Source organism: Enterobacter sp. B79-1, from assembly GCF_057444735.1.
This window is the reverse complement of sequence record NZ_JBYAZJ010000003.1, coordinates 490,743-515,970: the sequence shown is the minus strand read 5'-3', so window position 1 is coordinate 515,970 and position 25,228 is coordinate 490,743. Positions and strand designations below refer to the sequence as shown.

The following is a 25,228-nucleotide window of genomic DNA, read 5'->3' as shown; positions in this document are numbered from 1 at the left end:
TGCTGTGAACTCGAAGAGTAGGGCGGGACACGTGGTATCCTGTCTGAATATGGGGGGACCATCCTCCAAGGCTAAATACTCCTGACTGACCGATAGTGAACCAGTACCGTGAGGGAAAGGCGAAAAGAACCCCGGCGAGGGGAGTGAAAAAGAACCTGAAACCGTGTACGTACAAGCAGTGGGAGCCTACTTGTTAGGTGACTGCGTACCTTTTGTATAATGGGTCAGCGACTTATATTCTGTAGCAAGGTTAACCGTATAGGGGAGCCGAAGGGAAACCGAGTCTTAACTGGGCGTTAAGTTGCAGGGTATAGACCCGAAACCCGGTGATCTAGCCATGGGCAGGTTGAAGGTTGGGTAACACTAACTGGAGGACCGAACCGACTAATGTTGAAAAATTAGCGGATGACTTGTGGCTGGGGGTGAAAGGCCAATCAAACCGGGAGATAGCTGGTTCTCCCCGAAAGCTATTTAGGTAGCGCCTCGTGAACTCATCTTCGGGGGTAGAGCACTGTTTCGGCTAGGGGGCCATCCCGGCTTACCAACCCGATGCAAACTACGAATACCGAAGAATGTTATCACGGGAGACACACGGCGGGTGCTAACGTCCGTCGTGAAGAGGGAAACAACCCAGACCGCCAGCTAAGGTCCCAAAGTCATGGTTAAGTGGGAAACGATGTGGGAAGGCACAGACAGCCAGGATGTTGGCTTAGAAGCAGCCATCATTTAAAGAAAGCGTAATAGCTCACTGGTCGAGTCGGCCTGCGCGGAAGATGTAACGGGGCTAAACCATGCACCGAAGCTGCGGCAGCGACACTATGTGTTGTTGGGTAGGGGAGCGTTCTGTAAGCCGTTGAAGGTGGCCTGTGAGGGTTGCTGGAGGTATCAGAAGTGCGAATGCTGACATAAGTAACGATAATGCGGGTGAAAAGCCCGCACGCCGGAAGACCAAGGGTTCCTGTCCAACGTTAATCGGGGCAGGGTGAGTCGACCCCTAAGGCGAGGCCGAAAGGCGTAGTCGATGGGAAACAGGTTAATATTCCTGTACTTGGTGTTACTGCGAAGGGGGGACGGAGAAGGCTATGTTAGCCGGGCGACGGTTGTCCCGGTTTAAGCATGTAGGCGGGAAGTTTAGGTAAATCCGGACTTCTTTTAACGCTGAGGTGTGATGACGAGGCACTACGGTGCTGAAGTAACAAATGCCCTGCTTCCAGGAAAAGCCTCTAAGCATCAGGTAACATCAAATCGTACCCCAAACCGACACAGGTGGTCAGGTAGAGAATACCAAGGCGCTTGAGAGAACTCGGGTGAAGGAACTAGGCAAAATGGTGCCGTAACTTCGGGAGAAGGCACGCTGATGTGTAGGTGAAGCCCCTGCGGGTGGAGCTGAAATCAGTCGAAGATACCAGCTGGCTGCAACTGTTTATTAAAAACACAGCACTGTGCAAACACGAAAGTGGACGTATACGGTGTGACGCCTGCCCGGTGCCGGAAGGTTAATTGATGGGGTTAGCGGCAACGCGAAGCTCTTGATCGAAGCCCCGGTAAACGGCGGCCGTAACTATAACGGTCCTAAGGTAGCGAAATTCCTTGTCGGGTAAGTTCCGACCTGCACGAATGGCGTAATGATGGCCAGGCTGTCTCCACCCGAGACTCAGTGAAATTGAACTCGCTGTGAAGATGCAGTGTACCCGCGGCAAGACGGAAAGACCCCGTGAACCTTTACTATAGCTTGACACTGAACACTGGTCCTTGATGTGTAGGATAGGTGGGAGGCTTTGAAGCGTGGACGCCAGTCTGCGTGGAGCCGCCCTTGAAATACCACCCTTTAATGGCTGGTGTTCTAACGTAGACCCGTAATCCGGGTTGCGGACAGTGTCTGGTGGGTAGTTTGACTGGGGCGGTCTCCTCCCAAAGAGTAACGGAGGAGCACGAAGGTTAGCTAATCCTGGTCGGACATCAGGAGGTTAGTGCAATGGCATAAGCTAGCTTGACTGCGAGAGTGACGGCTCGAGCAGGTGCGAAAGCAGGTCATAGTGATCCGGTGGTTCTGAATGGAAGGGCCATCGCTCAACGGATAAAAGGTACTCCGGGGATAACAGGCTGATACCGCCCAAGAGTTCATATCGACGGCGGTGTTTGGCACCTCGATGTCGGCTCATCACATCCTGGGGCTGAAGTAGGTCCCAAGGGTATGGCTGTTCGCCATTTAAAGTGGTACGCGAGCTGGGTTTAGAACGTCGTGAGACAGTTCGGTCCCTATCTGCCGTGGGCGCTGGAGAATTGAGGGGGGCTGCTCCTAGTACGAGAGGACCGGAGTGGACGCATCACTGGTGTTCGGGTTGTCATGCCAATGGCATTGCCCGGTAGCTAAATGCGGAAGAGATAAGTGCTGAAAGCATCTAAGCACGAAACTTGCCCCGAGATGAGTTCTCCCTGACCCTTTAAGGGTCCTGAAGGAACGTTGAAGACTACGACGTTGATAGGTCGGGTGTGTAAGCGCAGCGATGCGTTGAGCTAACCGATACTAATGAACCGTGAGGCTTAACCTTACAACGCCGAAGGTGTTTTGGCGAAGAGACAGACACGATATTTTCAGCTTTGATACAGATTAACAGAATTTGCCTGGCGGCTTTAGCGCGGTGGTCCCACCTGACCCCATGCCGAACTCAGAAGTGAAACGCCGTAGCGCCGATGGTAGTGTGGGGTCTCCCCATGTGAGAGTAGGGAACTGCCAGGCATCAATTAGAAGAACCCCGTACCGAAAGGTGCGGGGTTTTTTGCTTTGTGCTTCATCTTCACCTTCACCTTCTCCCTGCGTCAGAAAGAATGGCGCCCCCCGTAATATAATAGCCCACCACTCTTCTCCTTATTTTTAAATAAATTCACATTTCCTTCTACGAAATATCTTAATTCCCCCTGTTTTATAAATTTATTTACGCGGTAAAAACATCATGAATTTAAGACTATTCATGTCACTCTGCGAGATATAAAACCCTGCTTTCGTATCCTTGCGAGTTAACAATGCGTATATATTCCACATTAAATGTATTGCTTTGTGGTGAAGTTTTCATTTGGTAGCATTTGAATTAGTTCGAAGAAACGGTGATGTTTAATATTTGCGAGTTTCATTATTCGCATATCGTTTCCAGAACAAAACCAAGAGTTAATTTCACTCGCGTATATTATTTTTGTAGCGTGACGACTCTTTATTTCTCAGGATATTGGTAAAAACAGGATATTTTATGAAACTGAATAAAGTTGCTATGGCTGTCGCTTTGACCGCTGCTCTGGGTTCAATGTCTGCATTCGCTGATACGACGAATGGCCAAATTGAATTCCAGGGTGAACTGGTGAATACCGCATGTGGTCTGGCGCCAGGCTCCAGCCCGGTAAGCGTTGATTTTGGCCAGATTCCTGTTTCTGCGCTGGCTAATGGTGCGCGCGCCGGAAACGTACATCAGAACATCGAACTGCAGCACTGTGACACCACTGTTGCTCAAACTGCTGAAGTAACTTACTCCCCAACCAGCGTAAACCCAACGGATGCGTCTCTGGCAGCCTTCACCTCTGGTACTGCGTCTGGTGCGGGTATCGGTCTGCGTGACAGCGCCAGTCAGGACGTTGTCTGGGGTAACGCAACCACCCCTGTTCAACTGGTTGATGGCACCAACACCATTCCGTTCGTGGCATATGTGAAAGCAGAAAGCGCAAGCGCGAATGTGACGGCGGGTTCCTTCCAGTCAACGGTTAACTTCGAGATTGCTTATCAGTAATCCGCAGAGCGTAGTCAGTGCGGGAAAATTTCCCGCACTATTAAAGAACGAAAATAAAAACGTGTCCTTAATGCCGATTTATTTCGCTGTCGCGACGTAACTATTAAAGCGGAAGGCGTTACGGCGTTCGTGCATGTTTTTAAATTGTCGACACCCACAAAATAATTATAACGCAGTGGAACGCAGGGCGCTTTTAATGGATTTGTTCGGGACGGGGATCATGTCAGTAAAATTAAATACTAATCTAACAATAATTGCTCTCCTGGTGATGAATTGCTGCTATGCGGCAACGGCGCGCGCGGAGGAGCGAGTTGAGTTTAATACTGATGTTCTGGATGCTTCGGATCGTACCCGTATCGATCTGTCACGCTTTGCGACAGATAACTATGTCACACCTGGTGATTATCTGCTGGATATCCGCATTAACGGCCAGTCGATAGGCCAGGAGAAAATCCGTTATGTGGAATCGCCTGACGACAATCGTACGCTGCCGTGTATCAGCGGCGACCTGCTGGACAAACTGGCGCTGAAAGAAGACGCACGTACACAAGTCGCTCAAATCTATGAAAACTGCTATTCCCTGCAGCGTCTGTCGGGGGCGAAATTAAGTAACTATGCCGGTGTGCTTGATATCACCGTGCCCCAGGCATGGATGAAGTATAACGACCTTGACTGGACGCCGCCTGAACGTTGGGATGAAGGTATCGCCGGTCTGATTTTTGACTACAGCATTAACGGACAGCTGACGCGTCAGTTCAGCGACAATGAAAACTACAGCGCGATATCAGGCTACGGTCAGGCGGGAGCCAACCTCGGCGGCTGGCGTATGCGCGGTGAATATCAGACAAGCTACTACAGCCAGACCCATCAATCCAATTTCGACTGGAATCAGATCTACGCCTACCGGCCATTGCCGATGATGGCGGCAAAACTGACGCTGGGTGAGATTTACCTGAACTCGCAGGTTTTTGATACGCTGCGATTTACCGGGATTAACCTCGCCAGCGATGAGCGGATGCTTCCTCCGGCGCTGCAGGGCTATGCGCCTGAAATCCACGGTATTGCCCGTTCGAATGCCAAAGTGACCGTCAGTCAGAGCGGGCGCGTCATCTATGAAACCACCGTTCCCGCCGGCCCGTTCAATATTCAGGATTTGCGCAGTTCGGTGCGCGGTACGCTCGACGTGCGCGTTGAGGAGCAGGATGGCTCAATCTCGATGTTCCAGGTGAACACCGCCAACATTCCGTATCTCACGCGTCCTGGCTATGTCCGTTACAACCTGTCGGGCGGTACGCCGTCTCGCTATAACCACTCACTGAAGGGGCCAACGTTCCTGTCTGGCGATTTCTCCTGGGGGATCAGTAATGCATGGTCGCTGTACGGTGGGCTGCAGTCGTCGGGTGAAGCCTATACCGCTACCTCTCTGGGGATTGGCCGCGATCTCAACGTGTTAGGAGCCCTCTCCATTGATGCCACGGAGTCGTGGAGCCGTCAGCCTGACGGGAAACGTCTGAAAGGCACCTCATACAAGCTGAGCTATGCGAAAACCTTCGACGAATACAACAGCTCAATTACGTTCGCGGGATACCGCTTCTCGCAGGAAGACTTCCGCACAATGGCGCAATACCTTGATGAGCGTTATCAGGGTTATGACCGTGTCGGGCGCGAAAAACAGCTCTATACCATCACCGGGAGTAAAACCTTTTGGGCCGGTGAAGCGGGTAAAGCGACAACCGTTTTTCTTACCTGGACCCACCAAAACTACTGGAATCAACGCAGCCAGGATCGATACGGCCTGTCCGTGGGGCGTGTCTTCCGCATCGGTGATATCAACGGTATCACCGCCAATCTTTCCGCTTACCGTACTGACTATAAAGGGCAAAAGGACGACTCCATCTCCCTCTCATTATCTGTGCCGATTGGGGATAACAAATGGGCAGGGCTGGACGTCCAGACCAACAACGGTAAAACCAGCCCGATGGCGTCATACACCGACAACAGCGATTTCAACAATCTGTGGCGCGTTCGCGCGGGTGCCAGTCAGAACAGCAACGCCAGCGTGGACGGCTATTACCTGCACCGTTCGCAATTAGCGGAAATTAATACCAACGCCAGCTACCAGCAAAATGAGTTTATGGCGTTAAGTACCACCCTGCGCGGCGGTTTCACGGCGACCCGGCACGGCGCGGCGATGCATAACAGCGGCGCAACGATGAACACGGCGCGCGTCATGGTCGATACCAACGGCATTGGCGGCGTCCCTCTTAATGGCGAAAAGTCCCGGACTAACCGCTTCGGTATTGCCGTTGTACCGGATGTGGTGAGCTACAACAGCTTTGACACCCGCGTAGACGTCGATGCCATGGATGGTGATATCGAACCGGCAAAAGCCATCAGTACCAGTACCCTGACGGAAGGGGCCATCGGCTATCAGGCTTTTGGGATGGCGAAGGGGATGAAGATGATGGGCACGTTACGCCTCGCAGATAACAGCGTCCCACCTTTCGGGGCGGAAATTTACAACACCGATGGCGTAAGCGTCGCCATGGTGCTGGAGGACGGCAAGGCATGGCTTGCGGGCATAAACGCCAATGAAACTCTGAATGTCATGTGGGGGGGCAAACAGCAGTGCAAAGTGACCATCCCGCCCGGCGTGAACAACGGACGTTCGGACACGCTTCTGCCGTGCCGCTAATCCCTGTGTAAAGCGTTATCCCACTGTAATTAAAGGCTAAAAATGAGCAAGAACAGACATAGCAGATATCTTATGGCGGCGTGTGCGCTGAGCCTGTTGAACGGCTACGCGCAGGCGGGCGTCTCTCTGGATCGGACGCGCATCATCATTACGGAGAAAGAGTCTTCGTCCAGCGCCAATCTGTCTAATACCAGTCCGGATATTCCGTTCCTGGCCCAGTCGTGGGTAGAGGATGAAAAGGGCAATAAGATCGCCTCGCCGCTGATTGTGCTCCCGCCGTTGCAGCGAATTAATGGGGGTCAGAAAGGGATAGCGCGCGTCACTAAAACGGCGGGCATCGACAAACTGCCGACGGACAGAGAGAGTCTGTTCTACCTCAACGTCAGGGAAATTCCACCAAAGCCGGAAAAACCCAACACGCTGCAGCTGGCAATGCAGTCACGCATCAAGTTGTTCTATCGCCCTGAAGCGGTGATCCCGAAGACAAAGGGGGAAGTTTGGCAGGATCGCCTGGTATTCCACAAAAGCGGCAGCGAGATGACCGTGCAAAATCCCACGCCTTACTACGTGACCATCCTCAGCTTGACCAGGGCAGATGGGCAGAAAATTACCCGTTTCCCGGGGATCATGGTTGCGCCTAAATCGAGCCAGAAGTTTGAGGTGACGGATGCAGGCGTTAGCCAGTTTTCGATGAAGTTTGTGAATGATTATGGCGGGCATCCGGAGCTGAAATTCCGGTGTGAAGGCACTACCTGCAAGGCGTTACCCCCCGCCCAGCAGGGCTAATCAGGAAGGAGCCTGACAATGCAAAACCCTTTTCCTTATGCAGCCCTTCTGGCGTTGTGCACGCTCGGATTTTCCGGGGCGGCGTGGTCCGTGGTGGACGGTGAAATTAAGGCGGTAAATGGTACCTATGAATACCTGATTAACATTAGCAATCATGACATTACCAGCAACCAGGTCGGTGCCGTTGTTATTGACGAATTTGACCTGGCCGGGATGTTTCAGGGCCGTGCGTACTGCGCACAGCCGATGATAAGCCAGCCGGTATATTACATGTCGCAGGCAACGTTAACCCAATCAGGAATGACGGCGGGTTACCTCAAGCTCAATGACTACATGGACGTTAAAATCGAGATCTACATCGGCGGTAATTTACAGCAGTACAAAACCGTACCGTTCGATAACGTCTCCAACAACGTCAATCAGAACTACTGCAACCCCCCCAGCACCATACTGGACAATCAGTTTGCCTCCGGCGCGAAGGGAAAAGTGACCTTTATGATCACCAAACCCATTATCAACGGGGTGAACTTACAGGGTTCCGAAATCGCAACGCTTTATGGTCGACTGGGGCCGGGTGCCATGGGGCAAACGCCACTGTCGCGCGTCACCATCGCTTCCGGCGTCATCACCGTACCGGATAAATGCATTGTTAATCAGGGGACGCCCATCGTCGTCGACTTCGGCAACATTCCGGGAACGGGCAGCAGGCTGGATGGCATCAATTACAGTCAAAACGTACCGATTCACGTGAAATGCCAGGGCGGCAGTTTTTCTCAGGGAGAACTGAATATCAAGCTGGGGGTCCAGCAGGCTAATCCGGCATTCACTGACGGTAAATACCTGAGTACCCAGGGAACCGCCGACCGGTCTGAGCTGGGCATCGCTTTGCGTGACAGCAAGGGTAATCCCGTGGTGCCAAACACGTTCTATAACGTGCCGGGATTTTCCCACAACGAGGGTGACTGGAACCTGATCGCCGCGCCGGTGGCCAAAAATGCCACCTCGGTTATCCCTGAAGGTGAATTCCATGCATCGGCGACGGTTGTGGCTGAATTCCAGTAAGGAGGGAATATGCATCTCATGATAATTATCCTCGCCTGTTTTTTGACGGCCTTTTCTGCGACACCCGCCTGGGCGCGAGGGGAGTTGATTGGTGGCGATCTTAGCTTTAAAGGCGTCGTAATGGCTTACCCCTGCAGTATTGCGCCAGAATCGGCGCGGGTGCTGGTCGATTTCGGTGAGGTATCAACAAAGTCATTGTATATAAACGGAAAAACAACACCTGTTCCGTTCACTATTACCTTGCAGGACTGTAATCCGAATGTCTTTAACGCGGTGACGGTGACGTTCAGCGGCATCGCCAACGGCAACATGGCGGACCGGCTGGCTATTAACGCCACTGCCCCAGGCAATGCGGGCGGGGTGGGGATAGGATTGCTGGAGGAGGATGATACGCCCGTGCGTTTGAATGTCGCCACGCGTCCCACCCTCATCAACGACACCCTGTTACGGCTAAGCTTCCAGGCCTTTGTTGAAGCGGAACCCGATGCCATTGCAAACGGAACGTTAACGACAGGGCCTTTTACCGCCACCGCAAATTATACATTGAACTATCAGTAGCGGCGTTAACAGGGAACTGCAGCATGAGGTATCAGTTTTTTCTTTACGATAAAAATATTTTTTATTCGCAAGGAATTAAAATGGTTATTACCAGCTTACTTGCTGAACAGGCGGACGTTTTATATTCCTTAACGGATGACTACGATCAGCTGATTGCTCAACTACAGCATCAGGTTAACGACGAGGGTTGCATGTGGATCCTCTGTGATTTAGATAGCCTGCCGCAAGAGCGGCTCCATACGCTGCAATTAATGAAAGAGTTTTATCAGCATGAAAATAAAAGCCTGATTATGCTATTGAGTAAACACAATATGCCTCTTTTTTTTGCACTGTATTCGCTTTTGCCCACCGCGCATTGGCTGCTTAAAAATGAAAATATTGAGAGCATTATGCCGTTTTTTCAGCGTCTGTTGGATAAAAAACGTCAGGGATGTTGCTTTAGCGCATCGCTGGTCAGCTATACGCAAAAAAAAATTTACGACCGGAGCAGAGATCCCACTATTTCAGGGAGTGAGTGGTGGTTGATGGAAGAGTTATTTAAGGGGAAATCATTATCGCAAATATCAGACGAAGTAAATGTCGATATCCGTCGCTTGAGCTATATCAAGCGCCACTTAATGAAGAGGCTGAATATCAGAAGCAATATCGCTTTATTCACCGCATTTAGAGGCATTATGCCCTGAATCCGTGAGCCAACCTTTCGGTAGAACGCATTACCGATTTAACGGTGCAAATTGTTGCACGTCATTAACTCGAAGTAAGGAAAACGGAAATGAAAAAACTGACAGTGTTTGAAGCCGCTGGCGTTGTAGGGGGAACCTGCAAGACCTGTGAAATCACGTATCAGAACGTCACCGTTGGTGGTGTCACCTCCTGTAAGCAGATCACAACCTGTACGGATAAGCATGGCTGCACGACCAGCATGAGAGATGCTGATTCAAGCAAATGTGGTGGTATCCCTAACCGCTATTAAAATCGGCACTGCCTGGGGTGTGCTGCCCCAGGCTTTTCTACTGTGAGAAAACGAGAGTGAACCCATTAACGCGCAAAACAGCGATCGGTTATTCGATCTTTCTGATTATTATTTCCGTTTCGATTACGGTGCTTTTCTATCATATTTTTGTTTTTAATTCCTTTGCCAAAGATGATTCCGCGACGCAGGCTTTTCGAGAGGTCAGCGCCGAAAAGCTTGCGAAAAGTCCGATAAAAAAAGAGCACGGTATTATCGAGGTCATGTCTTACGGTTGCCATTATTGTGCGGCAAACGAAGAGAACCTTGCAGAACTTACCCGTAAACTACCGCCTGACACCACATTTACCTCTATTCATATTGCAGGCGAGGATAATGGCCTTGCCGCCTATGCGCCAATCTTTGCCACGCTGGAAGCGATGGGAATAGAAAGGGATGTTCGCGACAGTGCGTATAACGCCATTATCACGCGAAACGTCGATCTGACGGATGAGAAAAAACTGAACGGTTGGTTAGCGAAAAATAATATTGATGTCGTCAAGTTTACGACATTGAGGAAAAGTAAAAAGGTTAAAGAACGTCTCAGCGAAATGGCGGCTATTGCCGATTACTACGATATTAACGCCACGCCGATGTTTATTATTAATCAACGCTATGTTGTCGCGCAGGACCGCGAATTCCCGGCGTTTGCGCAGCGCATGCTGGAACTGCTCAAAGAGGATAAATAATTCTGTGATCAGATTATTCATTGTCTGGAGCGTGTTTAGCGTCAAAAATAGCGCGGGAAAAATTGAAGTCATTCAGCGAACGCTTTCTCAGTGCGGTATTTTTCTATTGCGAAAAATAATGCGATACGTGCCTCTCCCCGTGACGCTGGTGGTGGCGAAGGGACTCTGCGCATCGCGGCTTCTCGGACGCGCGTTTCGCTTACAAAACGCGGTGGCTAATGAAAACTATCGTTGCCTGACTGGGCAAACGTCCCGGCTGGACGTGGCCTGGATGGCAGTCCGGCGACGCCTGCTGGAAGAGGCCGCCACCTGGGGGCAAAACCCGGTGCTGCTTCAGCAAATTCGTGCTTGCGCCGCGGATCTCGATGCGGTGGTCGTACCGCTGCACCAGCAAAACGTGCCCTATATCCTGGCCCCGCTCCATACGGTATCTGACGTGCTGGCTGCCATTATCGGTGCCAGCGTCACGCCGGGCAAAGCGAGCGTGGTGGTTTCTTCCAGCGCTGAGCTTTACAACGCCCCCGCCCGGGCGCTCGGGGGCGTTGCACTCGCCTACTGTTCAATTCATCAGGAGAACAAAACGCTGGCCAGCAGCCTGATGGATCTCATCACCGATGTCGCCGTCGGGCAGCAGAACATGATTATTTTTCCCGATATCTCGCCCGACTATACCTCGCAGGCCGAAGGGGCGCGGGTGGCGAAGCTGCCATGTCGTTTATTTGGTCGCAGCGCAAAGTTGCATAGCGGTCTGGTGCGTCTTTCCGGCGCGATTGCCGCACAGGTGGTGTTTTATCACCTCAGCTATGACAACGGCCTGCGCATCCACATTCATCCGCCGGTGAGCAGTCAGAATGTCGCCGGCGTGCTGCCCGACATCATTGAATCTACCCTGCGAAAGCACCCGCAGGAGTGGCTCCTCTGGCACAGCCATTCTCTCTACTTTATTAATCACTCACTATAAAAATGAAAACCACGATCCCGAATCTGATCTTTCAGGAAGAGACTAACGAGTGCGGGCTGGCGTGCGTGGCGATGCTGGCGCAAACGCAGGGGCAGACGATCTCACTGGAAACGCTGCGCGACATTTTTCCAGCCTCCGATCACGGTACTTCGCTGGACACGCTGGTGGCCATCCTGGCGCGCTTAGGCATTGCGACGACGCCCGTGCTGTTTGAGCACCATGAGCTACGTGAACTGCCGCTGCCGGCCATTTTGCACTACGGTGCGAGCCACTATGTCCTGCTGGCCTGGCGTAAAGGCAACCACGTCTGCGTAATGAACCCGGCGATTGGCGAGCAGTGGCTGCCCTTTGCCGCGCTTAAGCAGGAGATCAGCGGTTATGCCCTGATTGTGGAACCCGACCAGGCGCTGGCCGCCGATCCCGGGCTGGCGCTGCCGACAACGGTACAGTCCATGCCAGGGGTGATGAGCATGCAGGAGACGGCGGGCGAGCCGGGCATTTATCGGCTGATGCTGTTGACCTTCCTGGTGTCGTTAACGCTGTTTCTGATGCCCACGATGGTCAGTAGCGCCATCAACCAGGCCTTCTCCAGCGTGGAGAACAGCAGCTTCCCGTACGGCTGGTTTATCCTGGCGTTTGTGCTCTCGTCGCTGATGGCTCTGGGCGTTCGGGCGATCAGCGAACGCTACATCAAACGGTTTGTGCTGATCCACAGCGGCGTCGGATTTTCCCGTCTGCTTCAAAACCCACTACGTTTTTTTGAAAAACGAGCCCCCGGGGAGATCTTCAGCCGCTTTACCGCCTGGCAGATGGGCCTGCTGCAGAAGATCGAGCTGGACAATGGTCTGCGTTCCGATTGGGTGATAGGCGCGATCGCGCTGGCGATCATGTTCTGGATCGCACCGGTCCTGGCGGCGATCTCCGCCATCGGCGTGACGGTGATGGGGATCATCAGCGTCTGGGCCGTGATCCGCGACCGCTGGTTTACCCAGCAGCTGCAGCTGAAAAGCGCCGCGCTGAATGATTTTTTTATGGAGACCCTTCAGGGCATCTTGACCGTCAAAACCGCCGGGCTGGAAGGGCAGCGTCAGGGGCAGTTTGCCGCCTTAAGCCGCGAACTGTTTACGTGCTTACAGCGCCAGAAGGTCTATCAACAGGTAAAAGAGGGTCTGTATCAGCTGAGCGGCAGCCTGGAGATGGTGGCCTTTATGCTGGTGGTGCTGCCGATGGTTCACGGCAAGCTGATCTCGCTGGGCGATTTTTTTGCCTACAGCTTCCTGCGGCAAATCTTTACCTCCTACGTCACGCGGATCTTCTACGCCATCATTCAGAAAACGCAGCTGCAAGTAATCGACACCCGCGCGCATGCCCTTTTTGCGCCACGGAAAGACGATGCGCGCGCGCCGCTGACCGCTATACCGCCGGCGGATGCAGCGCCTGATTTGGACTTTAACGCGCTGGGCTACGGGTACGATCCCGCCATGCCCGTCCTCACATCCGTCTCATTATCGCTCCGGTCAGGGGAGCAGATTGCAATTGTGGGAGAGTCGGGGGCCGGTAAAAGCACCTTACTCCGGTTGATAGCCGGGCTGTTCTCCCCACAGGCGGGAGGATGTTATGCAGGCGGGAACGCGCTGCCTGCCGCACAGCTGGCGCAGTATGTCTGCCTGCAAAGCCAGGAGGACATTCTCTTTAACGCCTCGGTGCGTGAAAACATCACCTTATTCGACGCGTACTACCGGGAACGCGACCGCGGACGGGTTGAGGCTCTGCTTGATGCTCTTGCGCTGGGTGACGTGGTGCGTGCATTGCCGGGGGGGCTGGATGCCCTGATCCGCGAGAGCCACGCGGCGCTGTCTCTCGGCCAGCGTCAGCGGCTGTTGCTGGCCCGCGCGCTGTACAGCTCACGTCCTGTTTTGCTCCTTGATGAGCCGACGGCCAATCTTGACGACGAGACCTCGGCAATCGTTATGGCAACGGTCCACGCGCACTGCCGCAGGGCTGGAAAGTCATTGATTGTGGTCACGCACAGCGAGCAGGTTTTATCGGGCTTTCAGCAGGTTTACCGCCTGGCTGGCGGCAGGCTCAGCCTGCAGGAGGGTGGCAATGAAGCTTGATTCCCGCTGGGTCATGCTGGGCTGCGGTCTGGCGCTTGCCGCCGCGATGGCGGGGTTTTGGGTGGTGATGGACTCGCCCTCACCGCATGCGCGCCTGGCCGTGGACACTATCGGCACCGGCGACATCGAAAAGATGGTGCTGGTGACGGGGATCCTGAAGCCCGCGGTCCAGGTTAACGTCGGTGCTCAGGTCAACGGGCAGTTGCGTAAATTGTATGTTCGCCAGGGAGAGCGGGTGAAAAAAGGGCAACTGCTGGCGGAAATCGACCCAACGTTGCAGGAGTCGGAACTCAGGAATACAAAGGCACAGCTCGCCAGCGCCCGAGCGCAAAAGCTCTCTGCGCAAGCAACGTTGCTGCGCTACCGCCAGGAGCTGGATCGTCAGCGCATGATGCAGCGCGACGGCTCAGGCGTGCGCAGCGAGTTCGAGCAGGCCAGATCGCAATACGCGGTGCAGATACAGCAGATTGAGGTGAGCGAGGCGCAGATCGCACAGGCTGAAATGGCGGTGAAAACGGCGCAGGCCAACCTCAGCTATACGCGCATTGTCGCGCCGGTTGACGGCGAGGTATTGGGTATTGTGACCCGTGAAGGACAGACCATCGTTTCGTCGCAAACGGCCCCGACCATCCTGGTGCTGGCGGATCTCGATACGATGCAGGTACAAACGCGTATCTCTGAGGCGGACGTCCAAAAAATTCATCCCGGCCAGCCGCTCAGTTTCTATGTCATTGCCAACCCGGATAAACGCTACGCCAGCACCATGGGCTATGTGCAGCCTGCGCCGCAGGACGCGATCGAAGCATCCGGCGAGAGAGGGATGGGCGGGAACCCGCAGGCCGCGGCGGTCTACTACACCGGCACGTTCGAGGTGCCGAACGGCGGTCGTGAACTCAAAACGTCAATGACGGCACAGGTCTTTATTCAGATCGCCAGGGCCAGTAACGTTCTGCGCGTTCCGGTTGCCGCGCTGGGCCAGGCGCAGGACGGCGATCGTTACACCATTACCACCGTTGAAGACGGGAAAACACAGTCCCGTACTATCCGCATTGGCATTAACGACCGTCAATACGCCGAAGTGCTTGAAGGGCTGCAGGCGGGTGACCAGGTGGTGCTGGCACAAGACGCGGAGGGAGGATAACGGATGGAGCCGATTATCGTTCTACGGCAGGTCTGCCGAACATTTAACGCGGGCACGCAAACGCTGGCAGTGCTGAGTGATATTTCACTGACCTTTCATCGCGGCGAAATGGTGGCGATTGTGGGGGCGTCCGGCTCGGGTAAGTCCACGCTGATGAACATCATCGGCTGCCTGGATAGGCCCTCTTCCGGAGAGGTACTGATCAATGGCACGCCGGTGCATAGCGCGGATAACCTCTACCTTGCCGATCTGCGCAGTCGTTATTTGGGGTTCATTTTCCAGCGCTATCACCTGATGCCGTATCTGACCGCAGAAGAAAACATTGCCATTCCCGCGCTGTACACCGCGATGTCGGAACGGGAGCGCACGGCGCGCGTGCGGAGACTGGCCTTTCAGCTCGGACTTGAAAACCGGCTACGGCACCGTCCAGCGGAGCTTTCTGGCGGACAACAGCAGCGCGTGAGCATTTGTCGGGCACTGATAAACGGCGCGCACGTTATCCTGGCAGACGAACCTACCGGAGCCCTGGACAGCACCAGCGGTAAGGCGCTGATGGGCGTGTTGCATCAGCTGCATGCGGACGGGCACACGGTCATTATCGTTACCCACGATCGCGACGTCGCCCGACAGGCGCAGCGCATTATTGAGATCGGTGACGGGCGAATCATCAGCGATGTTCAGCACGCCAAGGCTTGTCCCTCAAAACCGCTGCCGGAGCAGGATAACGGGCGAGCGTCACTGGCGCGGCGCCTTCGCGAATCTGTTCGTATGGCCTGGCGTGCACTGGCTGGGCACCGGCTGCGCGCGTTTCTCTCCATGCTGGGGATCATCATTGGCATCGCATCGGTGGTGTCATCTATGGCAGTAGGGGAAGGCGCGCGGCGGGCAATCATGGATGAGATTGGCAAGTTGGGAAATACGACGCTTGAGATCCGCCCGGGAACCGGATGGGGCAACGCGCGTCCGGACATGGAGCATGCGCTGTCGATGGAAGACGTGCGCAGTTTGCAGACGCTGCCGTGGGTGATGGGCGTCTCGCCGATCGTCAGCAGCACGGCGCTTGCGGTGCGCAAAGGCTTCGATTCCTCAATGATGCTGTCCGGTGTTTCGCAAGACTTCTTCTCCCTGCAGGGGCTGCGCTTTGTCCAGGGCACGGGCTTTACGGCGCGTGATGTTGCGGATGGCGAACCGGTCATCATTCTTGATGAAACCGGGCGGGATACCCTGTTCCCCGGTGGGGAAAACCCGCTCGGTGCGCTTGTGCAGATTACCGGTGCGCCGTGGCGGGTGATCGGTGTCGCCACCCGTCCGGGGCCGAAAGTGGTGGGGGGATTCATGGCAGCGTGGGTGCCTCATACCGCGTTGCAGCAGCGACTGACGGGGCAAATACCGCTGGAGTCGCTGGTTCTCCGTTTCCAGCCGCCGCTGGAGCCACAGGAGGCCGCGGAGCGCGTGGAGCGTCACCTGCTGCGGGAGCATGGGCGGAAAGATTTCTTTATTCAAACCGATGACCGGCTGGCGAATGCCATGCAAAAAACCTCTGACTCCATGTCGCTTCTGATTACCGCGATCGCGGCCATCTCGCTGCTGGTGGGCGGCGTGGGGGTGATGAACATCATGCTGGTGTCAGTGACGGAGCGGACGCATGAAATCGGCATTCGATTATCGGTAGGGGCGCGTCCCGCGGACATCATGAATCAGTTTCTCATCGAAGCGGTGATGATCTGCGCGCTCGGCGGCCTGGCTGGGGTGTTAGGGGCCTGGCTGGTGGGGCAATTTTTTGCCTTCGTGACGGATGCATTTTCAATGGTGTTTACCGTCTTCCCGGTGCTGATGGCCTGCGGCTTTTCCGCAGCGATTGGCCTGGCGTTTGGTTATTTCCCGGCGCGCAGTGCGGCACGCCTTAACCCCACAGAGGCGCTGGCTCGCGAATGACAAGACACCTCATTTTAGCCGCGCTGCTACTCCTGGCGGGGTGTAGCGCGATGACCCGCAGCGACTACCAGCGCCCAATGCTGTCATTACCGACAGGGTGGCCCACGACGTCGGAGAAGGAAACGGAAAACGGCTGGCGTTTTAACGATGCCCGCCTGTCTCGGGTCATTGAACAGGTGCTGGAAAGCAATAACGATCTCGCGGCGGCAGCCATCACGCTACAGCAGGCACGCGTTGCGGCAGGGCTAACCCGCACCAACGTGACCCCCGACGTCAGGGCGAGCGGTTCCGTCAGCAACAGTAAAACGGTGCGTCACGGGACACCTGCACAGGAGAGCTACAGCGGCGGTATTGCCATCGCCTGGGAGTTGGATCTGTGGGGGAAACTGGCGCGTACCCGTGAGCAGAGTGAATGGCAGGCCAGGGCGAGCGAGCAGGATTACCATGCGACTGTTCTTTCTACTATCGGCACCACTGCCCAGCTTTACTGGCGCATCGCCCTGTATAACCAGCAGATCCGCAACCAGCGTGACGGCCTGACGATCTCGGAACAGACCGTACAGCAGGTGGCGTCGTGGTTTAACGCCGGAAAAGTAGGGCAGCTTGATGTTCTGCAAGCACAGCAGGCGCTGCTGGAGCGGAAAAATCAGCTCAGAACCTTAGTTCAGCAGCGCCAGAACACACGCAATGCGTTAGCGCTGTTGCTCAACAGACCAGCCGAGCAACATGCGGATGAATCGATCGCGCTGGATGTCCATCAGCAGGTGCCCATCTCGCGCGCAACGCCGCTGCGGACGATCGCTCAGCGGCCTGACATTCAGGCTGCCGAGTCGCGCCTGCGCGCAGCGCTTGCGGGTTATGACGCGGCTCGCCTGCAGTTCTACCCCACGCTTTCTCTTGATGCGTCTCTGAATGCCGGAAGCCAGGTTTTCAGTCAGTGGTTCCGCGACCCAATCCTCACAACAGGAGCCGCGCTGGCCTTGCCGTTTATCCAGTGGAATACCCGCCAGCTCACCGTTGAGCAGGCGGATTTAGCGACAAAACTGGCTGCGGTCGCTTTCCGTTCTACCGCCTATACCGCACTCGCTGAAGTGGATGAGGCCATGGAAAACCGGCTAAGCGCAGATGAGCAACGCGCCAGGCTACTTCAGTCGCAGGCCCTGAGCCAGCGGCGATTGTCCCTCACGGAAAACCGTTATCGCGCAGGCGCGGTGGATTTCCAGACGCTGCTCGACGCGCAGGACGAACTGTTGACCACAGAGAACGCCCTCGCGCAAATCCAATACGACTACCTTTACGCCACGCTGCAGCTTTGGCTGGCGCAAGGGGGCGACACGCAATACAGGATAATGAAAGATGAAGCTTAAACATGGAGATAAGCGGGTTGTTGTAACCGGTTATGGCGCCGTTACACCCCTTGGCGTGACGGCTGATGAGAGCTGGCAGGCGATCGTGAACTACCAGCTTGGGTATCGTTACGTCGATTACACGGCGCAGAATATCAAAACCCATTTTCTTGGGCTGGTGGATAACGAACCCAGCCTGGTCGGGGTGCCGGCCGCCGTCAGACGCCGCCTGCCGCGGTTTGCTCGGCTCACGTTTGGCGCGGCGCGTCAGGCCATGGCGATGGCCTTTGGTGACCAGCCACCGCAGGAGTTCTACAGCCCGCTAGACTGCGGAGCGATCATGGGCACCGGCTGGGGAGGGCTGGACGAAAGTTACGATGCGCAACGTGATTTTTCGGCAACGGGTTTCGCCTCGCCTTTTAACTGTTTTTATTCGATGCCGAGCGTCACCACTGCCGCCTGCAGCCAGTTCTGGGGGCTTAACGGCTTTCAGAATACCGTTGTGGCGGCCTGTGCGACGGGAACGATCGCGATTGGCGAAGCCTACGAGGTGATCCGCACCGGAAGGGCGCAGATGATGCTGGCAGGCGCCGGGGAGTCTCTGACGAGTCCCTGTGCGATCTGGAATATCGACGTATTAGGGGCGTTGAGCAAAGAGGCGCGGGATCCGCGGCGCGCCAGCTGTCCTTTCAGCGCGCACCGTAATGGATTCGTGCTGTCAGAAGGCGCGGCGGTGCTGTGTCTGGAGGAGCGCGAGGGGGCGATCGCGCGAGGAGCAACTATTCTCGGTGAAATCACGGGTTACGCCAATTTCTCTGACGCCTGGGATTTTACTTCGCCCGCCGAAGACTGCCTTGCGCGCGTGCAAACCATCATCTCCGTGCTGCGGCAGGCGGAGCTTGAACCCGGGCACCTGGACTATATCAACGCTCACGGTACCTCGACGCCGCTGAACGACATCAACGAAACGCAGTCGCTAAAAATGGCGCTGGGGGATGCGGCCTGGTCTATCCCCATTTCCAGTACGAAATCCTACTCGGGACACTTAATTTCAGCCGCAGGCTCGTTCGAGAGCATCGTCTGCCTGCAGGCCATCGCCCACGGAATGATTCCCGCAACGGCCAATTTCCAGCAGGCCGATGAGCGCTGCGACCTTGACTATGTTGTGGAAGGGCATCGTACCGCGAATATCCGCCGTACGCTCAACCTGAGCTTTGGGTTTGGTGGCGCAAACGCGGCGTTAATTCTGGAGAAACATTCATGATGACGCTGCATTACAGCCAGCGGGACGCACGGTTGTGGGCTGCATTTTCAGGGGATTACAATCCGGTGCATTTCGATAAGGCATGGGTGAAATCGCAGGGCGGAAGCAGGCTCAGCGTTCACGGTATGCGCGCATTGCTGGATGTTAAACGTTTCATTAGCCCGGAGGTTCGCCGCTCACCCTTTCTGAAGTGTACCGTGCGGTTGCGCAGACCGCTGTGGCGGGACACCGATTATCTTCTGATGCGCGACTCGAATAAGCCCGTTTCAGCCGCCGTGCACGATCTTACCGCGCAGAAAGTCTGCCTCTCATGCACTATCGTGCCGGTGAGTCTTTTCGCTGTGGAAGAAGCAGAAAGTCAGCGAGAACTCGGCGCGTCAACGATTGCCGCGCTGCATCAGACTTTTTTGCCTCTGCTTCCCGATGCCCGGCAGTGGCATTTTCTTGATGCGCTGCTGTTTCGCCATCTTCTTCAGGATACCGCGCTGTTAGATCAGAACGTCATTGCATCGCTGGTGCCAGCTGGTCGCACGCTGGACGCCCTATTCACCCGCTATCCCGTTGTGCAAACCCATCAGGAGGTTGTTTTCGACAGCCATCTGCTCGCGCCCTGGCAGTCGGTGCTTTTACCAGAACCTCTTGAGATCGAGACATTACCCGCCATGGTGGTCGGCGATCTTTTACAGGGTGCAGTGGTGCGAATTGCTGCGCAAACCCGCTATCAACAACACTACATTAGCAGTGCCGTGACGCTGAAAGTCGGCCCGCTGACAAAAGGAAATGCAAATGAAACCGTATGAAAACATCTACAGCAAAATCAGTGAAATGATTGCCGATGCGAAAGATATGACGCTGGAGGCGCTGACGCCGGACACGACGCTGCCGCAGCTGGAGCTCGACAGCCTCGATTATGTTGAACTGATGGTGCTGGCGAAACGCGAGTTTGATGTGACCCTCACGGCTGAAATGTTTATGAAAAAGCAGCCGATGACCCTCCGCGATTTGAGTCTGTACATCGAACAGGAAATGGCCGGCTGAGATGGAAAAGAGATGGATGTTGATCACCGGTGGCAGCAGAGGAATTGGTCAGGCTTTGGTGAGCCACCTGTTGCCAGACTGGAACATTGTGTTTACCGGCCGCAGTGAGGCCGGTATTGGCCGCACGCTGGCGCAGGCGCGCAAACTGCACACGTCAACCTGGGTTAAAGGTTACCGCTGCGATGGTCGCGACGAGGGGAATGTTCAACGACTGGCGATGTCGCTGCTTGATGAGTTTGGCGCACCCGCGGCGATTATTCACAACGCCGGAATGACCCGTGACGCACTGCATATTCATCAAACGGCACGCGACTGGCAGGATGTGCTGACGAACAACCTGGTTGCGCTCGTGAACTGGAACCGAATTCTCTTGCCCGCCATGATGATGCAGGGGCGCGGAGCCATCGTGCTCATGTCGTCCGTCACGGCAATAAAGGGCAACAGCGGGCAAACGGCTTATGCGGCCAGTAAGGCGGCAATGATTGGCCTGACGCGTTCACTGGCTCAGGAGATGGGGCGGTTTGGTATTCGGGTAAACTGTCTGGCACCTGGACTCATTGAGGGAGAAATGGTGGAGGCTATCCCTGAGGCCCGCCTGAAAGCTATGCGGCAGAACATTCCCTTACGCCGTCTGGGGCAAACGCAGGACGTTGCGCACGCGGTTGCCTTTCTGGTCGGAGAAGGGAGCCGCTATCTCACGGGGCAAACGCTGGTGCTGGACGGAGGTTTGTCAGTCTGAGGTAAGGCAACCGCGAGAAGGGCTACTTCTCGCGGCTCATGACGAGCTCAGCTGATTAATTCGCTGTACCAGCGCGCGTCGTTCTTTAACAGATTCCTGGAATATCTGTAATAAAATAGCACTGTGTTGCCGCACGATCCCCGCCAGCTCGGGCGTGATTTCCGCCGTTTCAGCCACGCGAGCCTTAAATTCCGACGATAGCGTGACTCCCTGCAGTAAGGAGGCCAGCCAGATACTGGCTTTGATGATCGTCACTTCCGGGGGATAGGCTGATTTTGCATCTACCGATTTCTGAATCTGACACCACCCGGCAATGTCTCGGATTGCTTCGATAGGATAGAGTTCATCCCACACGGTATTACCCCCATCGGCATGTGCCGGTGCGGCGCACACGGCCAGCGTTGGGAGATTATGCAACAGCCCCCCGATTTCAATTTTCAGACACTGCACAGGAGGAATACCCATCTCTTTGGCAAGGTATCCCGATATTCTCCCAACCACCAAAGAATGCTGAACGCCATGTTGACTGAAGCCATCAATAATAAACGCCAGCATACCGGCGATATCACGGAAGTTATGTAAAGAGATGAAGTCGTTATGAATGCGGGGGACTTCTTTAATATAATCGTCAAATGCGGTTGATTTTATTCTTAGCCAAAAGTGTTCGCTTTTTGCGACCCTTCGAAATGCGTTGATATATTCTGGTTGAAATAATTCACTTTCACCGCTGACAATGATTTTTATAATTTCTTCTTTTGCCGTGATGATATCGCCAGCACGATAGTGTGCGATTAAAACATCCAGACGATCCGCCAGATAGATGATATGGCTTTCTTTAGGCGTTTTTACGCCATTAACACATGCGCCTCGACCATTTTTCCAATGGGTATGATGATAGCGTACTATTGCATGTAATGGATTCAGTAAAGGAACACTGGCCAGTAATTCAGCCCCCACAGCGGCGTGATTATTGAGTTCATTATCGTAATAGCTCATGGGCTGGAGACGAGACTCTTCGTTCAGTCCTCCGATATCATGAAGCAGGGCTGCCAGCAGTGTTTTCCGACATTGCGCAGGCGTAAACTGCGACTCACGTGCCAGAAGCCAGGCAATATACGCCGTTCTGACATGATGCAAGTTAAGTCGGGGGTTGATCATGTCTATTATTTTTGAAATGCAAGCCAGTGATTCTATTAAGTTTATATTCATGATATTGAAAATTTAACTTACGCTGTGCTTCGTTAAAGAAAACCACACAAATTAATTTCGCTTGCAACCATACTGCGGGAATGTGTGGTTACCAAAGAGTATTGTATTATTATTGAATTTATCGAGGTAAATTATCTTGTCATCAGACCCTTTGCCAAACAATAAGTTCAGAGCGACACTGTCGTCAATATTGTCTGTACTGTCGCGCAGGGTAAGGACGCTTGTGACTTGATATAAATGTGCGCTGGCGTTAAACGGTTTATATTTTATCTTTAGCGTGCGTGATATAAGTTGGTTTTTATTGTTATGAGAAAGTAAACCATCGATATTGATAAATATATTATCGTTCGACATGTTGAAAAAAATCAGACCTTCAGCATGGATAGTATCGTCATTGATGTTTTGTACAACAGAAAACTGCGACTCACATGAGAAAGTAGAGGGTCTGGTAAACGAAAAAATCCCCCCCGCCAGGGAGAGGCCGAGGCAGAGGAACAGGAAAAAGACGCGCTTAGACATTGGTTTTTTCTCTGTAATAAAAACTTTCGCAGTTGCCGTTATTACACTCAATCAGAAGCAAATGTATAATATTCCCCAGCGCTCCTTTTATCTGCTTTTTGTAAAGATACAATTCTTTAGGCTGTGAGCAGTCGAACGGTTGCGTTGTAAAATTAAAACTATTTTTGACATCCCATAGCGTCAGGGCGGGGGAGGTAAAGATAATGCATTGGTCGTCAACGATTTTATGTATATCCTCCCCGGAATCGACGTTATGAGGCCTAATTAACAAAAGGATTAATACAAAACCCAGCGTCATTATTCGGGCAATCCTTTCAAAAAAAGAAGGAGAAGGTGGGTTGCGGGTGGGATCGGGGGCTTTTTCTTCCAGAAAAGGGGTTCGATACTCGCGATCGTTATGGATGACGACGTCATCCGCAATCTTGAAACCAATGCGCGGAACGGTAGTAATGATCTCTTTTTCTACGCCCAGGTCGCTCAGGTTTCTGCGTAACGTAGAGATATATTGATTTAGATTACTATTTGATGCTCTGGCACCGTATTGATCAAATACCGAATGGAAAATTTCACTCCTGGAAAGGATATCGCCGCGGTGGTTGAGTAATTCTGCTAACAGACGCGTAGAAGTCTGGGATAATTCAACGCAATCTCCGGTCAGCAGATTCAGGAGAGATGCATCCTCTGTATCAAAAGTGATAAATCCCTCAATATCGTACCTCATTTCCCTCTCCTCCCTAAGCCTTACTTTTCTCTCACATACCGACTGTTTTTGATAAAACAGCATGAAAGTCAGATAAAAATCCTGTTTTTACTTTCATCTAAAGCTAATGTTGCTGGTTGACTCAAGGGATTTCATACTGCTAACGCCTTCAAAAATCAGGAGTCGACAATGAAACTCTCACAGTGTTCATACAACCCGGGTGCTGTACATCCAGGCTACAACGCCCCTCACGACAATCTGCAGATGTTAGCGGCGGAAATGGGAATAAGTGGTCTGGCGACGATCAGAGGGCCGGAACAAATGTTGATTCTCAATTTATTGAAAGATCATAGTACGCGCGGTCTTTCCACCAGGGAGCTTGCCGATCTGTGCGGTATTTCAATTTATAAAGTTAGACACTTACTTCTTCCGCTGGAAAAATATGGCCAGGTTATACGGGATAAAATGCAAAAACATCATCAGTGGTTTTTATCAAAGAAAGCGACATAAATTATGTTCGCATTCTAACAAGGGGTATTTTTATTTGCAACAATGGGGCAGGAGTCAAATAGATATGTCTAAAACTTTTGAAAAATACTAATTATAATCTCGCAGGGTGGTAAGAAAATTCCCAATAAAATTTTTAATGTTCCGGTATTAAGCATAATGTCTTTATGTTTTTTTGACTCAGAATAATATTGCTGCTTTTACGACTGAATGCCCCGCATTTCGTAAATGCGGCACGTGCATCTCTGCATCAGGGTTGCCGTGATGAGGAAGCACCGTCTGTTTGACCAAAGAAGGCATCTTAAGGGAGGTAAGCGAATGTTTTTTTCAGGTGCAGAAAAGCAAAAACCCAGCCATAGGCTGGGTTCTTTAAATAGTGGTGCCCGGACTCGGAATCGAACCAAGGACACGGGGATTTTCAATCCCCTGCTCTACCGACTGAGCTATCCGGGCAACGGAGCGCATTAAACCGCAAACCCGCCCGATCGTCAACACTATTTCGGGAAAAGCGATTCAACTGCTTAACTTTGCGGCAGTCTGTCGGTTTGTGCGTCGACGCAGAATGCTGGCTTAAGTCAGTGCCCCGCCCATACGGCACTGGGCAAAGCGCAGAATGTCCTCCGCCAGACGGTGAGCAGTATCCACATCCGCCTGACTACGGTTCACCAGCATGCGGCTCAGGCAACCTTCCAGCACCAGCTCCATCTGCTTCGCCACCATCGCCGGGTCATCCACTTCAAGGGTGGTCAGCAGTTCGTGGGTAAAATCATGCGCCGCACGTTTTTGCTGATCCGCCAGCTGATGGATGGGGTGGCCAGGATCGGGGAAGTACGTACAGGCGGCGATGAACAGACAGCCCGGATAGCGGTTGTTGCTGACGCATTCCGTCAGGGCGGTATAACGCGCCAGCAGCTTTTGCTCTGCCGTGAGCTCTTCATTAAGCATCAACTGCCTGCGCCAGATATCCACCTGCTGGCTGAGGTAGCGCAGGGCGTCATAAAGCAGCGCCTCTTTATCGGGCCAGAAGCGGGTAAGCTCGTCCAGAGGGTAATCGATACGGTCGGCGACCATCTCAAGCGTGGTGCTGGCGATCCCTTGAATCTCAAGTAATTGCAGGGCTTGTCCCAGTACGTCTTCACGTTGCACGGTTTTCTCCTCCGTTATTCCCAACGGTTTG

22 protein-coding genes, 1 tRNA gene and 2 rRNA genes are annotated in these 25,228 nt (G+C 53.6%); 20 read left to right on the top strand and 5 right to left on the bottom strand.

Annotated features, from left to right (window positions below):
- From AC2T6E_RS12875 to AC2T6E_RS12785, 19 genes are all read left to right on the top strand, one after another.
- Positions 1 to 2,552 (top strand): 23S ribosomal RNA (locus tag AC2T6E_RS12875); the annotation flags it as partial.
- 72 nt (positions 2,553 to 2,624) lie between these two features.
- Positions 2,625 to 2,740: ribosomal RNA gene (gene rrf, locus AC2T6E_RS12870) — 5S ribosomal RNA — on the top strand.
- 505 nt (positions 2,741 to 3,245) lie between these two features.
- Complete coding sequence (locus AC2T6E_RS12865; RefSeq protein WP_120159867.1) at positions 3,246 to 3,776, top strand: fimbrial protein; 531 nt, start codon at positions 3,246 to 3,248, stop codon at positions 3,774 to 3,776.
- Between the two features lie 220 nt (positions 3,777 to 3,996).
- Complete coding sequence (locus AC2T6E_RS12860) at positions 3,997 to 6,471, top strand: fimbria/pilus outer membrane usher protein (protein WP_486692050.1); 2,475 nt, start codon at positions 3,997 to 3,999, stop codon at positions 6,469 to 6,471.
- Between the two features lie 72 nt (positions 6,472 to 6,543).
- On the top strand, positions 6,544 to 7,257 hold the full coding sequence (locus AC2T6E_RS12855; protein ID WP_174339256.1) for a fimbrial biogenesis chaperone: 714 nt from the start codon (positions 6,544 to 6,546) through the stop codon (positions 7,255 to 7,257).
- Between the two features lie 18 nt (positions 7,258 to 7,275).
- Entirely contained in the window at positions 7,276 to 8,319 is a 1,044-nt protein-coding gene (locus tag AC2T6E_RS12850) for a fimbrial protein (RefSeq protein WP_108417922.1), read from the top strand.
- Positions 8,320 to 8,337: 18 nt separating this feature from the next.
- On the top strand, positions 8,338 to 8,877 hold the full coding sequence (locus AC2T6E_RS12845; protein WP_427353904.1) for a fimbrial protein: 540 nt from the start codon (positions 8,338 to 8,340) through the stop codon (positions 8,875 to 8,877).
- 23 nt (positions 8,878 to 8,900) lie between these two features.
- The gene (locus AC2T6E_RS12840; RefSeq protein WP_120159869.1) at positions 8,901 to 9,560 is read left to right on the top strand and encodes a DNA-binding response regulator; all 660 of its coding nucleotides are present in this window, start codon (positions 8,901 to 8,903) and stop codon (positions 9,558 to 9,560) included.
- 89 nt (positions 9,561 to 9,649) lie between these two features.
- On the top strand, positions 9,650 to 9,850 hold the full coding sequence (locus AC2T6E_RS12835) for a DUF4762 family protein (protein ID WP_042714040.1): 201 nt from the start codon (positions 9,650 to 9,652) through the stop codon (positions 9,848 to 9,850).
- Positions 9,851 to 9,906: 56 nt separating this feature from the next.
- The gene (locus AC2T6E_RS12830; protein ID WP_120159870.1) at positions 9,907 to 10,575 is read left to right on the top strand and encodes a DsbA family protein; all 669 of its coding nucleotides are present in this window, start codon (positions 9,907 to 9,909) and stop codon (positions 10,573 to 10,575) included.
- A 4-nt stretch (positions 10,576 to 10,579) separates the two neighbouring features.
- A complete protein-coding gene (locus AC2T6E_RS12825) occupies positions 10,580 to 11,536 on the top strand; it encodes an ABC transporter (protein WP_320742936.1) in 957 nt (318 codons plus the stop codon).
- Positions 11,537 to 11,538: 2 nt separating this feature from the next.
- Positions 11,539 to 13,653 carry a peptidase domain-containing ABC transporter gene (locus AC2T6E_RS12820; RefSeq protein WP_486692046.1) on the top strand — a complete coding sequence of 705 codons (2,115 nt, stop codon included), beginning with the start codon at positions 11,539 to 11,541 and terminating at the stop codon, positions 13,651 to 13,653.
- A complete protein-coding gene (locus tag AC2T6E_RS12815; RefSeq protein WP_108417916.1) occupies positions 13,643 to 14,794 on the top strand; it encodes an efflux RND transporter periplasmic adaptor subunit in 1,152 nt (383 codons plus the stop codon). The genes AC2T6E_RS12820 and AC2T6E_RS12815 overlap by 11 nt, the downstream gene beginning before the upstream one ends.
- Positions 14,795 to 14,797: 3 nt before the next feature.
- A complete protein-coding gene (locus tag AC2T6E_RS12810) occupies positions 14,798 to 16,729 on the top strand; it encodes an ABC transporter permease (RefSeq protein WP_486692043.1) in 1,932 nt (643 codons plus the stop codon).
- Positions 16,726 to 18,096 carry a TolC family protein gene (locus tag AC2T6E_RS12805; protein ID WP_486692041.1) on the top strand — a complete coding sequence of 457 codons (1,371 nt, stop codon included), beginning with the start codon at positions 16,726 to 16,728 and terminating at the stop codon, positions 18,094 to 18,096. The genes AC2T6E_RS12810 and AC2T6E_RS12805 overlap by 4 nt, the downstream gene beginning before the upstream one ends.
- Positions 18,086 to 19,339, top strand: a complete 1,254-nt coding sequence (locus AC2T6E_RS12800) for a beta-ketoacyl-[acyl-carrier-protein] synthase family protein (protein WP_100165653.1) — start codon at positions 18,086 to 18,088, stop codon at positions 19,337 to 19,339. Before AC2T6E_RS12805 ends, AC2T6E_RS12800 begins: the two co-directional genes overlap by 11 nt.
- The gene (locus AC2T6E_RS12795) at positions 19,336 to 20,139 is read left to right on the top strand and encodes a hotdog family protein (protein WP_416719773.1); all 804 of its coding nucleotides are present in this window, start codon (positions 19,336 to 19,338) and stop codon (positions 20,137 to 20,139) included. Before AC2T6E_RS12800 ends, AC2T6E_RS12795 begins: the two co-directional genes overlap by 4 nt.
- On the top strand, positions 20,126 to 20,377 hold the full coding sequence (locus AC2T6E_RS12790) for an acyl carrier protein (protein ID WP_108417911.1): 252 nt from the start codon (positions 20,126 to 20,128) through the stop codon (positions 20,375 to 20,377). The genes AC2T6E_RS12795 and AC2T6E_RS12790 overlap by 14 nt, the downstream gene beginning before the upstream one ends.
- A gap of 1 nt (position 20,378) precedes the next feature.
- Positions 20,379 to 21,116 carry an SDR family oxidoreductase gene (locus tag AC2T6E_RS12785; protein ID WP_029484976.1) on the top strand — a complete coding sequence of 246 codons (738 nt, stop codon included), beginning with the start codon at positions 20,379 to 20,381 and terminating at the stop codon, positions 21,114 to 21,116.
- A gap of 36 nt (positions 21,117 to 21,152) precedes the next feature.
- Here AC2T6E_RS12785 and AC2T6E_RS12780 read toward each other — a convergent pair whose 3' ends face one another.
- The 3 genes from AC2T6E_RS12780 to AC2T6E_RS12770 are packed head-to-tail and all read right to left on the bottom strand — an operon-like array spanning position 21,153 to position 23,565.
- A complete protein-coding gene (locus AC2T6E_RS12780; RefSeq protein WP_174339250.1) occupies positions 21,153 to 22,325 on the bottom strand; it encodes an HD domain-containing protein in 1,173 nt (390 codons plus the stop codon).
- A 51-nt stretch (positions 22,326 to 22,376) separates the two neighbouring features.
- Positions 22,377 to 22,844: a FidL-like protein gene (locus AC2T6E_RS12775; RefSeq protein WP_108417909.1), complete on the bottom strand. Its 468-nt coding sequence runs from the start codon at positions 22,842 to 22,844 to the stop codon at positions 22,377 to 22,379.
- Positions 22,837 to 23,565: a winged helix-turn-helix domain-containing protein gene (locus AC2T6E_RS12770; protein ID WP_108417908.1), complete on the bottom strand. Its 729-nt coding sequence runs from the start codon at positions 23,563 to 23,565 to the stop codon at positions 22,837 to 22,839. The genes AC2T6E_RS12775 and AC2T6E_RS12770 overlap by 8 nt, the downstream gene beginning before the upstream one ends.
- A gap of 168 nt (positions 23,566 to 23,733) precedes the next feature.
- Between AC2T6E_RS12770 and AC2T6E_RS12765 the strand changes: the two genes are divergently transcribed.
- On the top strand, positions 23,734 to 24,054 hold the full coding sequence (locus tag AC2T6E_RS12765; RefSeq protein ID WP_010427781.1) for a FaeA/PapI family transcriptional regulator: 321 nt from the start codon (positions 23,734 to 23,736) through the stop codon (positions 24,052 to 24,054).
- A 374-nt stretch (positions 24,055 to 24,428) separates the two neighbouring features.
- On the opposite strand, the gene AC2T6E_RS12760 is transcribed toward AC2T6E_RS12765, so the two are convergent.
- Positions 24,429 to 24,504: transfer RNA gene (locus AC2T6E_RS12760), tRNA-Phe, on the bottom strand.
- Positions 24,505 to 24,621: 117 nt separating this feature from the next.
- Positions 24,622 to 25,197 carry a transcriptional regulator gene (locus AC2T6E_RS12755; protein ID WP_089601520.1) on the bottom strand — a complete coding sequence of 192 codons (576 nt, stop codon included), beginning with the start codon at positions 25,195 to 25,197 and terminating at the stop codon, positions 24,622 to 24,624.
- Positions 25,198 to 25,228: the final 31 nt, after the last annotated feature.

What these genes read in the sequence shown, in the direction of transcription:
- AC2T6E_RS12865 (WP_120159867.1), top strand. Translation starts at nt 3,246, where the DNA reads ATGAAACTGAATAAAGTTGCTATGGCTGTCGCTTTGACCGCTGCTCTG.
- AC2T6E_RS12860 (WP_486692050.1), top strand. Translation starts at nt 3,997, where the DNA reads ATGTCAGTAAAATTAAATACTAATCTAACAATAATTGCTCTCCTGGTG.
- AC2T6E_RS12855 (WP_174339256.1), top strand. Translation starts at nt 6,544, where the DNA reads ATGGCGGCGTGTGCGCTGAGCCTGTTGAACGGCTACGCGCAGGCGGGC.
- AC2T6E_RS12850 (WP_108417922.1), top strand. Translation starts at nt 7,276, where the DNA reads ATGCAAAACCCTTTTCCTTATGCAGCCCTTCTGGCGTTGTGCACGCTC.
- AC2T6E_RS12845 (WP_427353904.1), top strand. Translation starts at nt 8,338, where the DNA reads ATGATAATTATCCTCGCCTGTTTTTTGACGGCCTTTTCTGCGACACCC.
- AC2T6E_RS12840 (WP_120159869.1), top strand. Translation starts at nt 8,901, where the DNA reads ATGAGGTATCAGTTTTTTCTTTACGATAAAAATATTTTTTATTCGCAA.
- AC2T6E_RS12835 (WP_042714040.1), top strand. Translation starts at nt 9,650, where the DNA reads ATGAAAAAACTGACAGTGTTTGAAGCCGCTGGCGTTGTAGGGGGAACC.
- AC2T6E_RS12820 (WP_486692046.1), top strand. Translation starts at nt 11,539, where the DNA reads ATGAAAACCACGATCCCGAATCTGATCTTTCAGGAAGAGACTAACGAG.
- AC2T6E_RS12815 (WP_108417916.1), top strand. Translation starts at nt 13,643, where the DNA reads ATGAAGCTTGATTCCCGCTGGGTCATGCTGGGCTGCGGTCTGGCGCTT.
- AC2T6E_RS12810 (WP_486692043.1), top strand. Translation starts at nt 14,798, where the DNA reads ATGGAGCCGATTATCGTTCTACGGCAGGTCTGCCGAACATTTAACGCG.
- AC2T6E_RS12805 (WP_486692041.1), top strand. Translation starts at nt 16,726, where the DNA reads ATGACAAGACACCTCATTTTAGCCGCGCTGCTACTCCTGGCGGGGTGT.
- AC2T6E_RS12800 (WP_100165653.1), top strand. Translation starts at nt 18,086, where the DNA reads ATGAAGCTTAAACATGGAGATAAGCGGGTTGTTGTAACCGGTTATGGC.
- AC2T6E_RS12795 (WP_416719773.1), top strand. Translation starts at nt 19,336, where the DNA reads ATGATGACGCTGCATTACAGCCAGCGGGACGCACGGTTGTGGGCTGCA.
- AC2T6E_RS12790 (WP_108417911.1), top strand. Translation starts at nt 20,126, where the DNA reads ATGAAACCGTATGAAAACATCTACAGCAAAATCAGTGAAATGATTGCC.
- AC2T6E_RS12785 (WP_029484976.1), top strand. Translation starts at nt 20,379, where the DNA reads ATGGAAAAGAGATGGATGTTGATCACCGGTGGCAGCAGAGGAATTGGT.
- AC2T6E_RS12780 (WP_174339250.1), bottom strand. Translation starts at nt 22,325, where the DNA reads ATGAATATAAACTTAATAGAATCACTGGCTTGCATTTCAAAAATAATA.
- AC2T6E_RS12775 (WP_108417909.1), bottom strand. Translation starts at nt 22,844, where the DNA reads ATGTCTAAGCGCGTCTTTTTCCTGTTCCTCTGCCTCGGCCTCTCCCTG.
- AC2T6E_RS12770 (WP_108417908.1), bottom strand. Translation starts at nt 23,565, where the DNA reads ATGAGGTACGATATTGAGGGATTTATCACTTTTGATACAGAGGATGCA.
- AC2T6E_RS12765 (WP_010427781.1), top strand. Translation starts at nt 23,734, where the DNA reads ATGAAACTCTCACAGTGTTCATACAACCCGGGTGCTGTACATCCAGGC.